Genomic DNA, 12698 nt, shown 5'->3' with positions numbered 1-12698 from the left:
CACAGGGGAGCAGACACATGACGGGACGACTTTCGTGAGCGGCCATCTTTCCCAAACCGAATCGCGCAAAGAGCTGACCGTCCGCGGTCTGATCCTGGGCGTCATCATCACGGTGGTGTTCACGGCCGCCAACGTCTTCTTCGGCCTCAAGGCCGGCCTGACCTTCGCCACCTCGATTCCGGCGGCGGTGATTTCCATGGCCCTGCTGCGCGGGTTCAAGGATTCCACCATCCAGGAAAACAACATCGTGCAGACCATCGCTTCGGCGGCGGGCACGTTGTCCTCGATCATCTTCGTGCTGCCAGGCATGATCATGATCGGCTGGTGGGCCGACTTTCCGTTCTGGACCTCCTTCGCGGTGTGCGCGCTGGGCGGCATCCTGGGCGTGATGTATTCCATCCCGCTGCGCCGCGCGCTGGTCACTGATACCGACCTGCCGTATCCGGAAGGCCTGGCCTGCGCCGAAGTACTGAAGGTGGGTGCCGGCGACGACGCGGATGCCAACAGCGTGGAAGAGGGCCGTGCCGGCCTGCTCGCGGTGCTCTGGGGCTCCATCGTGTCGGCGCTGTTCGCCGTAGTGGTCGCCACCCAGGTGTTCGCCTCGGACTTCGTGCGCAACTTCCGCGTGAACGACAAGGGCGCGGTCAGCGGCTTCGACTTCAACCTTTCCTTCGCGCTGTTCGCCATCGGCCACCTCGTGGGCATTTCCGTCGGTATCGCCATGCTCATCGGTGCGGTGATCGGCTGGGGCTGGGGCGTGCCGCATTACTCGGTGCTGGGCGACCTGTCCTCGTCGGTGGATGTGCTGGCCAACGCGACCTGGAGCCACAAGGTGCGCTTCGTGGGTGCCGGCGCCATCGGCGTATCGGCCATCTGGACGCTGGCCAAGCTGGTGAAGCCGGTGATCAGCGGCCTTACCTCCGCCATGGCCGCCTCGCGCGTGCGCAAGGCCGGCAAGGCCGACTCGCTGCCGCGCACCGAGCGCGACATCCCGATCGGCATCGTGGGCGTGATCACGCTGGCCTGCTTCGTGCCGATCGGCTGGCTGCTCGGCTATTTCGGCACCACCAGCGGTCTGGGTGACCACGTGGGCGTGCTCGCCATCGGCGGCGTGGCCTTCGTGGTGCTGATGGGCTTCTTCGTGTCCACCGTGTGCGGCTACATGGCCGGCCTGATCGGTTCGTCCAACAGCCCGCTGTCGGGCGTGGGCATCCTGGTGGTGATCGCTGCCGCGCTGCTGCTGGTGGCGTTCGTGAAGCCGCACGTGGGTCCGGAAGAGGGCAAGGCGCTGGTGGCGTTCGCGCTGTTCATCACCTCGGTGGTGTTCACCGTGGCGGCCATCGCCAACAACAACCTGCAGGATCTGAAGACCGGCCAGCTGGTCGACGCCACGCCGTGGCGCCAGCAGGTGGCACTGGTGATCGGCGTGATTGCCGGCGCCGCGGTGATTCCGCCGGTGCTGGACCTGCTCAACAAGGCCTACGGTTTCGTCGGCGTGGCCGGTGCAGGCGCGCATGCGCTGCCGGCGCCGCAGGCCGGCCTGATCTCCGCGCTGGCGCAGGGCGTGATCACCAACAACATCGACTGGAGCCTGATCATCACGGGCATCTGGATCGGTGTGGCCATCATCGTCATCGACGAGATCCTCGCGCGCACCACCAAGAGCGTGCGCATCCCGCCGCTGGCCGTGGGCCTGGGCATCTACCTGCCCACCGTCAGCACGCTGATGGTGGTGGTGGGTTCGGTGGTTGGCTGGTACTTCGACCGTCGCGCCGACCGTTCGGCCCGGCCGGAGAGCACCAAGCAGCTGGGCGTGCTGCTCGCCTCGGGCCTGATCGTGGGCGAGAGCGTGATCGGCGTGGTCATCGCCTTCATCGTCGGCTTCTCGGGCAAGGCCGCGCCGCTGGCGCTGGTTGGGGAGAGCTTCGCTGATTACGCCCAGTGGACCGGTGGCATCGCCTTCGCCGCCATCGTGTTCTTCATGTACCGCTGGATCAGCCGGATGGCCAATCGCCTGGGCAACAAGTCCTGAGGCATCCCGGTTCGCGCCCCCACCTGAAGGGGGCGCGACCAAATGTCATGCCTGCATGCGACGATCGAACAGGACAGCACGTTGACCGGCTATCCTAGACGGTCGCAGCGACAGCGTTGCGCGACGGTCATGTGGAGGCGGTAAACGCGTGGTGGAGCAGACAGGGGCGGAGGCCCCGATTTCCGGTGACATGCACGCCCGGCCTGGCCTGATGGCCCGGTTGCGCAGGCTTGCCGGTCCGCTGCTTTCGGTGGCCATGCTGTGCCTGGCGCTGTGGGCGTTGCACCACCTTGCCAGCGAAGTCAGCTACCGCGAGGTGGCCCGCTACGTCCACGGTCTGGAGAACTACCGCCTCGCGCTGGCCGTGCTGCTCACGGCGGGCAGCTACGGGGTGATGATCCTGTACGACTGGTTCGGCCTTAAATACATCGGCAAGCATCTGCCGGGGGCGCAGGTCAGCCTGATTTCCTTCATCAGCTATGCCTTCAGCAATGCGCTGGGCATGGCGCTGCTGATCTCCGGTTCCATCCGTTACCGCTTCTATATCCAGGCCGGCCTTTCCACCGCGGAAGTGGCCAAGGTGGTGGTCTACACCACGCTCAGTTTCTGGCTGGGCCTGAGCGCGCTGACCGGATTCACCCTGCTGCTGGTGCCGGTACCGGCATCGTTGCCGCTGTCTGGCTTGCGCATTCCTGTCGGCGCTGTGCTCGCGCTGATTCCCCTGCTGTGGATCGCCGGCAGTCGCCTGCTTGGACGTCCATTGCGGATCTGGCGCTGGCGCGTCAGCCTGCCGGGCACGCTGGTGGCTCTGCGCCAGGTGCTGGTGGGCGCGGTGGACTGGGGTCTTGCCGCCTACGTGCTTTACCTGCTGATGCCCAACCAGGTGGACACGGGCTTTGGTCATTTCCTCGCCATCTTCGTGCTGGCGCAGATCGCCGGCCTGATCAGCCATGTGCCCGGTGGCCTGGGCGTGTTCGAGGCGGTGATGCTGGCGGGCTTCGGCGCCGAAGGTAACCAGGGGCTGGAAGCGCCCATCCTCGGTGCGCTGGCGGCCTATCGACTCATCTACTACTTCCTGCCGCTGTTCGCCGCCACGGTGGTGGTGCTGTGGCGCGAAGCGCGTGGCCTGCGCCAGAAGACCCAGCTGGCGCCCTGGTTCACCGCGCTGCTGCCGCCGTTCTTCGCCGGCCTGACCATGGTGTCGGGCGCGGTGCTGCTGTTCTCCGGCGCCACCTCGGCGCTGCCGGCGCGCATGGCGATTCTGCGTGACGTGCTGCCGCTGGCCGTGCTGGAGGTGTCGCACTTCCTGTCCAGCGTGGTCGGCATGATGCTGCTGATCCTGGCGCGCGGCCTGCAGCGACGCCTTGATGCGGCTTATGTGCTCACCCTGGTGCTGCTGGTGCTGGGCGCGGTGCTGTCGCTGCTCAAGGGCATCGACTACGAAGAAGCGACCCTGCTTTCGCTGCTGGCGCTGGCCCTCGCACCGGCGCACAAGTTGTTCTACCGCCGCGCCTCCATGTTCAGCGCGAGCTTTTCCTGGGGCTGGATCATCGCCATCGTCGCGGTGCTGGTGTGCGCCGGCTGGCTGGTCGGCTTCAGCTACAAGCACGTCGAATACAGCAACAACCTGTGGTGGGAATTCAGCTTCTATCACGGCGGTGCCCCGCGTGCGTTGCGCGCGCTGGTAGGCGCCGCGGCGGCGGGCCTGCTGTTTGCACTGGCCAGCCTGGTGCGTCCGGCGCGTCCGAATCTGAGCCTGCCCGGCGAGGACGACCTGCAGCGCGCGTTGCCGCTGATCAAGAACTACAACTCCGCGCAGGCGCACCTGGCGCTGATGGGCGACAAGACGCTGCTGTTCGATGCCGACAACCGCGCCTTCATCATGTACGACGTGGAAGGCCGCAGCTGGGTGGCCATGGGCGATCCGGTGGGCGAAGACGAAGATGCGCGCCGCGAACTGGTGTGGACCTTCCGCGACCAGTGCGAACGCGCCGGTGGCTGGCCGCTGTTCTACCAGGTACGCCAGGACGACCTGGACCTGTACCTGGAAGTGGGCATGAACTTCCTCAAGATCGGCGAGGAAGCGCGCGTGGACCTGTCCGGCTTCAACCTCGACGGCAAGTCCAAGAAGGTACTGCGCAACACCATCAACAAGCTCACCCGCGACGGCATGCGCATGGAGATCGTGCCCGCCGATGCCGTGGCCGGCCTTATGCCGCAGCTGAAGAAGATTTCGGACGCCTGGATGCGCGACAAGGGCGTGCGCGAGAAGGGCTTCTCGCTGGGCACGTTCGAGCCGCGCTACCTGGAGCGCACGCCGATGGCGCTGGTGTACCAGGGCGAGCAGCTGGTGGCGTTCGCCAACCTGTTCCTGACCGACAACAAGGAAGAGGCCTCGCTGGACCTGATGCGCCATCTTCCCGATGGCACGGCCGGCGTCATGGACTTCCTCTTCATCAGCCTCATGCAGTGGTCCAAGCAGGAAGGTTACCGCTGGTTCAATCTGGGCATGGCACCGTTCTCCGGCCTGCAGAACCGGCGCAGTGCGCCGTTGTGGAGCCGCCTGGGGGCCATGCTGTTCGGTCGTGGCGAGCGGTTCTACAACTTCCGCGGGCTGCACAAGTACAAGGACAAATTCGATCCCGTGTGGGAACCTCGTTATCTGGCGGTGCCCAACGGCATCGCGCTTCCGCTGGTATTCGCCAATGTGGCGAGCCTTATCTCGGGTGGGCTGTCAGGCATGGTGCGCCGTTGAAACGACTCTGGAAGTGGACCGGTTGGGTTCTGGTGTTTGCCGCCTGCGCGGGCCTGCTGGCCTGGCATCCGTGGCATCACGCCAGCATGGACGAATCGCTGGTGCAGGTGCCGGCGCAGCAGGGCGTCACGCCGCTGGCCGGGCGCCAGGACGTGGTGGCGATCTTTTATTCGGGTGACGGCGGCTGGCGCGACCTGGACCAGTCGCTGGGCAAGATCATCGCCTCGCACGGCATCCCGGTGGAGGGCGTGAGCCTGCTGCAGTACTACTGGCGCGAAAAGAGCGCGGAGGATTCGGCAGCAGACCTCGATGCGCTGATCACGCGCACGCTGGCGCAGAACGGCAAGAAGCGCATCTGGCTCATCGGGTTCTCCTTCGGTGCCGACGTGCTGCCCACCGTGGTCGGCAAGCTCAGCCCGGAAGGTCGCGCGCGCATCGCGCAGATCGTGCTGCTTTCACCCAGCCAGGACGTGAACTTCGAGATCGAGATGGAAGGCTATATCTCGGCGCGCGAGGGCAAGTGGAAAACCTGGACGCAGGATTTCTTCCAGTGGCTGAATCCGGTGAAGCATTACGACGCCATGCCACCGCTCCAGGCACTCAACGGCCAGCCGCCGCTGGTGTGCTACTACGGTATCCAGGACAAGGCGGACACGATCTGCGCCGACCCCAAGTTGCCGTCGTGGGTGAAGGTCTATGAAAAGACCGGCGACCACCACTTCGACTACAACTACGAAGGCCTGGCGCAGCAGATGATCCACGACTTGCCGGCGAGCACGTCGCCGTAACGGCGAATCGCGGGAAAAGCACGGCGGATCGCCACGAAAGGCGATCCGGCCGGAGGCTACAACAGCACCTCGTCAGGCAACAGGTTCTCCATCCACCGCTTGTCGCCCCTCCTGGCGGGGCGACGGTGTGCGCTCGAAGCCACTGATCCGCCGCCGGCCGGCGGCATGTATTCAGAGCTTGATGATCATCGCTTCGCCATGGCGTTCAATGCCCAGGGTCAGCGAGCCCGATGGCGCATCCGCGAGCTGATGGCGGATGGCTTCGATATCGATCGCCTTGACGGCGTTGCCGTTGACGGTGAGCAGCACGTCATCCACCTGCAGCCCGCTGGCCAGGCCTTCGGGAGAACGGTTGGCGGTGCCGATGACGAGATGCCCCTGCTCTGCGCTCAGCTCGAGCTGGCGGACTGGACGCTGGTCATCGCGGCCGAGCTGACGGGTGGTGTAGCAGAACAACATCTCGCTGGGTATGAAGACGTACTTGTCGAAGCGGGAAAGGAAACTCATGCCCAGGTTGTTGGCACCGCTGCTTTCGTACACCTTCAGCTTGCCGATGGGCGTGTCGCCGAACTGCAGGCCGCCGACCAGGTAGACGTTGGCGTCGTAAGGTCCGCTCGCGGCCAGCCGCGTAGCCTGGCCGATCTTCTCGACGTTCGCTCCCTGCTCGCCGAGCACGCGTAGCGTATCGGCCGAGATGCTGTCGTAACTGGCACCGGTGTCGATCCGCATCGGACCGCCGTTGCCATTGGCCAGCTGGATGGTCAGGTCGGGGCCTGCCCCGAAGGCATCCTCGTAGGGAGCGCAGCGCTCGTAGCCCGCCGTGGAAGGCGGCAAGGCATCGATGGTCAGCGTCCCGGTCAGGTTGTCGGTGCTCCAGTTGAGCTGCCGGAAGGCGGTGGCCCCGAGGAGGCCATCGACGTGCGTCCCGTAGGACTGGTCGAACGCCGAGAGATCCATGCCGACCCAGGGCACGCTGTTTGCGACAGGCTGGCGGCCAATGAGCAACGGCCTGGGCTGCCAGTACGTCATCTGGTGGATGTCCAGGTCGTTGCCCAGCGTGCCGAGCCCGCCAATGTAGTGGCGGAAGTACTCGGGAACCTCCGCGTCCGGCATGGCTTTGGTCAGGGCGGCGGCTGTACGCGTATCGATGAACGTGTACGGCGCCCCGGTATCCAGTATGAAGTGATAGGTCTTGCCGTCGATGGTCACGGGCACCAGTGGTTGCGCATACGGGCGCAGTGCCGTGGTCAGCAGTGGCTCGTCGGTTGCCTTGGGTGGCGTGGCCTGCTGGTCCTGCTGCGCCGGTGTGCAGGCCGTCAATAGCGCGGTGATCACCGACAGCGTGAAGGGCAGGTTCTTCTTTTTCATATCGTGCGTTCCTTGCGTAAGGCGTGTTCGGCTTGAAGAGAGGGCGGCTCATCACCCTGTTTGGATTGCCACGGACGATCTGCACCGGGCGTGCAAGTCGGAAGACAGGGGCTCGACTACTCAGCGGCGCACTCCCAGGCAGCGCATGCCCGCTTTACATCGCATCACGATGGTGGCTAGGCGAGTCTGCCGGCGTGGGTCATGGCAATCCTTGGCGATCACCAACGGAGTTCGCTGTTACCCTGTGCGCTGTTTTGTACGGGGATTCCGTGCTTATCCGTGGCGTTGGGGAGGTCCCTGCAGGAGCGTGCGTTGGGTGTGGGGGCATCTGAACAGACGGGCGCGGTGGCGTGGAGGTCGCGGCCGTCGTTTGCAACTGATGCGGAGCTTGCGGCGGCGGCGTTGAAGGCTCCGCCGATGGCCTTGCCAATCCGGCTTGTCGGCGTAGGCGCAGCGTAGGGCGCTGCAGCGGACGGGTTGGCGGTGGCCTTTGTGTCCCGCATCGTCGTCTGCGACCACGCGGCACTGCATGCCGTGCATGCCAGTAGCACGGCCGTATATGTCATCCGTTTTCGTTCCATGTCTGCGCCGTTCCTGCCGGTTTGGAAGTTCCGGTATTAGCTGGCAGGCCATGGCCGTCTTCAATCAGAGACTTCTTGGTTTCCCAGATGACTAAGCCTTCAAGCATGCCGTCCAGATTCGGGTTGTCCGGCTGGAGCAGTTCGGGTGATGGCTCCGTTGGCGATGGCCGGAGAAATGCCGGCATCGACCTGCTGCGCGGGTTGTCGATCCTGCTGGTGGTGCTTCACCACATTGGCCTGCGCATCCGTCTGCGCCAGACGGAGCTGATCGATTTCCTGCCGTTGAAGCTGCTCAACGCGCTCAACTTCAACGGCTACGAAGCCGTGTTCATCTTCTTCGTCATCTCCGGCTTCCTGATCACCAGCAACGCATTGCGTCGCAGCGGTTCGCTGGCGAACATCGACCTGCGCGCGTTCTACGCACGAAGGTTCTCCCGCATCGCGCCCTGCCTGTTGCTGCTGGTCGCCGTGCTCAGCGCGCTGCATCTGCTGGGCGTGCAGGACTACGTTATCGAACGGCAAGGGCAGTCGCTGCCGCGCGCCATCGTCGCCGCGCTGGGTTTTCACCTGAACTGGTACGAAGGCATGACGGGCTACCTGCCCGGCGGCTGGGACGTGCTGTGGTCGCTGTCGATCGAGGAGGTGTTCTACCTTGGCTTCCCCATCGTCTGCCTGCTCACGCGCCGCACCTGGGTGCTGGCGCCCATGCTGATCACGCTGGCGATATCGTTGCCGTGGACACGCGCGGCGCTGGCGGACAATGACATCTGGCAGGAGAAGGCCTATCTGCCGGGCATGGCCGCCATCGCCACGGGCGTGCTGGGCGCCTTGCTCGCGCAGCGCTGGAAAACCGTGCCGCGCGGCGTGGCGTCCGCACTGGGCGTGGCCGGTGCCACCGGACTCTATCTGGTGATGTTCGAGGGCAAGCTGCTGTGGCAGACGATGCACAACGGCTACATGCTGCTGCTCACGGCTTCTGCGTTGTGCCTGGTGCTGGCAAGTTACTGGGCGCCCGCCGGTCGCGCGCCATGGCGCGGGCTGGGCTGGCTGCGTTCCTGGGGCCGCCTGAGTTACGAGATTTACCTCACCCACATGTTCGTGGTGACGGCGATCGTTCGCCTGTACAAGGCGATGGGCAGCGATTTGGCGCACGGTTACCTGTGGTACCTGCCGGCACTGCCGCTGTGCTGGTTGCTGGGCAAGGCCGTGGAGCGCTATATCTCGGTGCCGGCGGAGCAGCGCCTGCGCGCGCGCATGCTGCCCATGCCGGTAGCCTCCGCCGTGCCGGCGTGATGGACGTCTAGATCTCCATCAGGTCCCGGCCCACGATGATGCGCCCCTTGAAGTGGGGCGCGACGGCGTCGCGCCACGTCTCCTCCGGTACCGGAGGGTTGCCGCCCGGTACGAAGTGGTTGAGCACCAGGGTCTTTACGCCGGCTTCGGTGGCAATACGGCCGACCTGTTCGGTCGTGGTATGGCTGGCCAGCAGATGTTCGCGCAGACGCGTGGCGTTGGGTTCGGTCGCGATCAATGTGTCGAGCGCGGGCAGGTACATCACTTCGTGCACCAGCACATCGGCGCCACGCGCGAGCGCAACGAGATTCTCCGACGGACGGGTATCGCCGGAAAACACGATGCTGCGATCCGGACAGTCGAAGCGATAGGCGAAAGCCGGTTCCACCGGCGGATGCTGCACCAGCGCGGCCGTGACCTTGACACGCGCATCCTGCATGACCAGCCCCGGGCCGTTGAGTTCGTGCGGGCGGATCAAGGGTGCCAGTGGCGGGCGGCCTTCATCGGCCATGCGGGTGCGGATATCGTTGTCGTTCATGGCCAGGAACAGCCGCGTCATCTCGGCCAGCGGCGGCGGTCCCCAGGTATCCACCGGCGTATGCAGCGGCCCGGACCACGCCAGCCACAGCAGGTTGCCGTAGTCCGCCGTGTGGTCGGAGTGCTGGTGGGTGATGAAGACATCGCGGATGGAGCCGAGGTCCAGCCCGGCCTTCACCATCTGGCGCGCCACGCCATTGCCGCAATCGATTACGTAGGTCACGCCATCCACCACGATGGCGCTGGCCGGCGCGGCACGGTCCGCCTTGGGCGTCGGTCCGCCGGCGGTGCCGAGCAGGATCAGGCGGGAGCGGGGCGACGCATTCGCGCGAACGCGCCACGGCGACAGTGCACCCGCCGCGAGGGCGAGTCCTGTGGCCTGCAGGAGGCGGCGACGCGAGAAACGGGGAGGCATGACCATGAGGCTCTCCAGGCGGAGATATCAGTAGCCCAAGCCTAATGCACGGAAAGGCCACGTCACCCCGGGTTGGCCGGGATGCCGTGCATGACGATCAACGACAGGCGTTGATCGCGTCGCGCAGTTCGATGGCGGCCTTGCGTGCGGCCTGGGCGAAGTCCTCGCCGTTGCCGGCGTAAAGGATGGCGCGCGAGGAGCTGATCATCAGGCCGGTGCCGTTGGCGGTGCGGCCATGCTTGAGCACGGCTTCCACGTCGCCACCCTGCGCGCCGATGCCCGGCACCAGCAGCGGCACGTCACCCACCACGGAACGCACCTTGCCCAGTTCTTCCGGCCAGGTGGCGCCGGTGACCAGCGCGCAGTTGCCATGGGTGTTCCAGTTGCGCGCAATGGTTTCGGCTACGCGTACGTAGAGCGGTTCGCCGCCGCAGTCGAGCGCCTGGAAATCGGCGCCACCCGGGTTGGACGTCCGGCACAGCAGGATCACGCCCTTGTCGGCACGGTCGAGGAAAGGTTGTGCCGAGTCACGGCCCATGTACGGGTTCAGCGTGACCGCATCCGCCTTGAAGCGGTCGAAGGCTTCGCTGACGTAATGCTGCGCCGTGCTGCCGATGTCGCCGCGCTTGGCGTCCAGGATCACCGGCACGCCGGGATGCTTTTCGTGGATATGCGCGATCAAACGCTCCAGCGCATCTTCCGCGCGCAGCGCGGCGAAATGGGCAATCTGCGGCTTGTACGTGCAGACGAGGTCGGCGGTGGCATCGACGATGTCGCGGCAGAATTCGAACACGGCATCCGCGCGGCCCTTGAAGTGCGCGGGGAACTTTGCAGGTTCCGGATCGAGGCCGACGCAGACGAGGGAGTCGTGGTCAGCCCATGCCTGTTGCAGGGATTGCATGAAGTGCATGGTCTGTTTCCTTGCCTCGGTCTTCTGTTCCCTCTCCCCTCCGGGGAGAGGGTAGGGTGAGGGGACAATCTTGCGATGTCCTTCCATTGTGCAGTGGTTCTTTTGGGGGACAGGGGCCAGCGTGACCCCTCACCCCAGCCCTCTCCCCGGAGGGGAGAGGGAGTAGAGCGCGCTCTTACGCCAGCTTCTTGTACTTCACGCGATGCGGCTTGGCAGCCTCGTCGCCGAGACGACGCTTCTTGTCCGCTTCGTACTCGTTGTAGTTGCCCGGGAAGAATTCCACGTGCGAGTCGCCTTCGAACGCGATGATGTGCGTGGCGATACGGTCGAGGAACCAGCGGTCATGCGAGATCACCACGGCGCAGCCCGGGAACTCGAGCAACGCGTCTTCGAGGGCGCGCAGGGTTTCCACGTCCAGGTCGTTGGACGGTTCGTCGAGCAGCAGCACGTTGCCACCCTGCAGCAGGGTCTTGGCCATGTGCAGGCGGCCACGCTCACCACCGGACAGCTGGCCGACGATCTTCTGCTGGTCGGTGCCCTTGAAGTTGAAGCGGCCGATGTAGGCGCGCGACTGGATCTCGAAGTTGCCGATGGTGAGGATGTCCGAACCGCCGGACACTTCCTGCCACACGTTGTTCTTCGGATCGAGCGCGTCGCGCGACTGGTCGACGTAGGCCAGCTTGACCGTGTGGCCCAGCTTCACTTCGCCCGAGTCCGGCTGTTCCTTGCCCATGATCATCTTCATGAACGTGGATTTACCCGCACCGTTCGGGCCGATCACGCCGACGATGGCGCCCGGCGGAATCTTGAACGACAGGTCTTCGATCAGTACGCGGTCGCCGAACGCCTTGTTGACGTTCTTGAACTCGATCACTTCCTGGCCCAGGCGCTCGCCCGGCGGAATGAAGATTTCATTGGTTTCGTTGCGGCGCTGGTACTCGACCGAGTTCAGTTCCTCGAAGCGGTTGAGACGTGCCTTGCCCTTGGACTGACGGCCCTTGGCAGCGGAGCGCACCCACTCCAGTTCCTTCTCGATGGCCTTCTGGCGGGACTTCTCCTGCGAGGCTTCCTGCTTGAGGCGGGCGTCCTTCTGCTCCAGCCATTCGGTGTAGTTGCCCTTCCACGGAATGCCGCGGCCGCGGTCGAGTTCGAGGATCCACTCGGCGGCGTTGTCGAGGAAGTAGCGGTCATGGGTGACGGCCACCACGGTGCCCTGGTAGTTCTGCAGGAACTGCTCCAGCCAATCCACGGATTCCGCGTCCAGATGGTTGGTCGGTTCGTCCAGCAGCAGCATGTCCGGCTTGGACAGCAGCAGGCGGCACAGCGCCACGCGGCGCTTCTCACCACCGGACAGCGGACCGATCTTGGCATCCCACGGCGGCAGGCGCAGTGCGTCGGCCGCCACTTCCAGCTGGCGCTCCAGTGCGTGCGCATCGTTCACGGCCAGGATGTTTTCCAGCTCCTGCTGTTCGGCAGCGAGCTTGTCGAAGTCGGCGCCTTCTTCGCCGTAGGCGGCATAGACCTCTTCCAGGCGCTTCTGCGCATCCAGGATGACGGAGACGCCTTCCTCGACGGATTCACGAACGGTCTTTTCCGGATCGAGCTGCGGCTCCTGCGCCAGGTAGCCGACCTTGATGCCCGGCTGCGGACGGGCTTCGCCCTGGAAGTCCTTGTCGACGCCGGCCATGATGCGCAGCACCGTGGACTTGCCCGCGCCGTTCACGCCCAGCAGGCCGATCTTGGCGCCGGGGAAGAAGCTCAGCGAGATGTCCTTGATGATGTGGCGCTTCGGGGGAACGATCTTGCTGACCCCGTTCATGGTGTAGATGTACTGCATGGAGCCTCCGGCGGCGTACGCGGCGCCGGCCAAGGGGCAGGCGGTGCGATCAGAGTGGGTGTAAACCACTCATTATAGCGGTTGTTGGGGGCCATCCGGTGACGTTGCCCGGGCCCTGCAACGGTCTTGCCCGGGCCTCGCCATGTGCTGTCACCGGGCTGGCGGTTGCCGCGGCCAACCTG

The 12698-nt window shown here is 65.2% G+C and carries 8 protein-coding genes; 4 read left to right on the top strand and 4 right to left on the bottom strand.

The window, feature by feature from the left end; translation table 11 throughout:
• The first annotated feature begins 34 nt into the window (after positions 1–34).
• From H8F01_RS05880 to H8F01_RS05870, 3 genes are all read left to right on the top strand, one after another.
• The gene (locus H8F01_RS05880) at positions 35–2032 is read left to right on the top strand and encodes an OPT family oligopeptide transporter (RefSeq protein WP_187058092.1); all 1998 of its coding nucleotides are present in this window, start codon (positions 35–37) and stop codon (positions 2030–2032) included.
• 190 nt (positions 2033–2222) lie between these two features.
• Entirely contained in the window at positions 2223–4787 is a 2565-nt protein-coding gene (mprF, locus tag H8F01_RS05875; RefSeq protein WP_187058091.1) for a bifunctional lysylphosphatidylglycerol flippase/synthetase MprF, read from the top strand.
• Entirely contained in the window at positions 4784–5575 is a 792-nt protein-coding gene (locus H8F01_RS05870) for an AcvB/VirJ family lysyl-phosphatidylglycerol hydrolase (RefSeq protein ID WP_187058090.1), read from the top strand. The genes mprF and H8F01_RS05870 overlap by 4 nt, the downstream gene beginning before the upstream one ends.
• A gap of 171 nt (positions 5576–5746) precedes the next feature.
• On the opposite strand, the gene H8F01_RS05865 is transcribed toward H8F01_RS05870, so the two are convergent.
• On the bottom strand, positions 5747–6943 hold the full coding sequence (locus H8F01_RS05865; RefSeq protein WP_187058089.1) for an aspartyl protease family protein: 1197 nt from the start codon (positions 6941–6943) through the stop codon (positions 5747–5749).
• A 686-nt stretch (positions 6944–7629) separates the two neighbouring features.
• Between H8F01_RS05865 and H8F01_RS05860 the strand changes: the two genes are divergently transcribed.
• Complete coding sequence (locus H8F01_RS05860) at positions 7630–8817, top strand: acyltransferase family protein (protein ID WP_187058088.1); 1188 nt, start codon at positions 7630–7632, stop codon at positions 8815–8817.
• A 7-nt stretch (positions 8818–8824) separates the two neighbouring features.
• On the opposite strand, the gene H8F01_RS05855 is transcribed toward H8F01_RS05860, so the two are convergent.
• From H8F01_RS05855 to ettA, 3 genes are all read right to left on the bottom strand, one after another.
• The gene (locus H8F01_RS05855) at positions 8825–9775 is read right to left on the bottom strand and encodes an MBL fold metallo-hydrolase (RefSeq protein WP_222615727.1); all 951 of its coding nucleotides are present in this window, start codon (positions 9773–9775) and stop codon (positions 8825–8827) included.
• Between the two features lie 91 nt (positions 9776–9866).
• Complete coding sequence (gene pyrF / locus H8F01_RS05850; protein WP_187058087.1) at positions 9867–10679, bottom strand: orotidine-5'-phosphate decarboxylase; 813 nt, start codon at positions 10677–10679, stop codon at positions 9867–9869.
• 175 nt (positions 10680–10854) lie between these two features.
• The gene (gene ettA / locus H8F01_RS05845) at positions 10855–12516 is read right to left on the bottom strand and encodes an energy-dependent translational throttle protein EttA (RefSeq protein WP_187058086.1); all 1662 of its coding nucleotides are present in this window, start codon (positions 12514–12516) and stop codon (positions 10855–10857) included.
• Between the last annotated feature and the right edge of the window lie 182 nt (positions 12517–12698).

Origin of the sequence: Dyella telluris, assembly GCF_014297575.1 — a bacterium.
GTDB classification, from domain to species: domain Bacteria; phylum Pseudomonadota; class Gammaproteobacteria; order Xanthomonadales; family Rhodanobacteraceae; genus Dyella; species Dyella telluris.
Note: the sequence above shows the minus strand (reverse complement) of the source record. Positions and strands in the feature narration are given on the sequence as shown.

Coding starts and splice junctions, on each gene's coding strand:
- mprF (WP_187058091.1), top strand. CDS start 2,223: ATGCACGCCCGGCCTGGCCTGATGGCCCGGTTGCGCAGGCTTGCCGGT.
- H8F01_RS05865 (WP_187058089.1), bottom strand. CDS start 6,943: ATGAAAAAGAAGAACCTGCCCTTCACGCTGTCGGTGATCACCGCGCTA.
- H8F01_RS05860 (WP_187058088.1), top strand. CDS start 7,630: ATGCCGTCCAGATTCGGGTTGTCCGGCTGGAGCAGTTCGGGTGATGGC.
- H8F01_RS05855 (WP_222615727.1), bottom strand. CDS start 9,775: ATGGTCATGCCTCCCCGTTTCTCGCGTCGCCGCCTCCTGCAGGCCACA.
- pyrF (WP_187058087.1), bottom strand. CDS start 10,679: ATGCACTTCATGCAATCCCTGCAACAGGCATGGGCTGACCACGACTCC.
- ettA (WP_187058086.1), bottom strand. CDS start 12,516: ATGCAGTACATCTACACCATGAACGGGGTCAGCAAGATCGTTCCCCCG.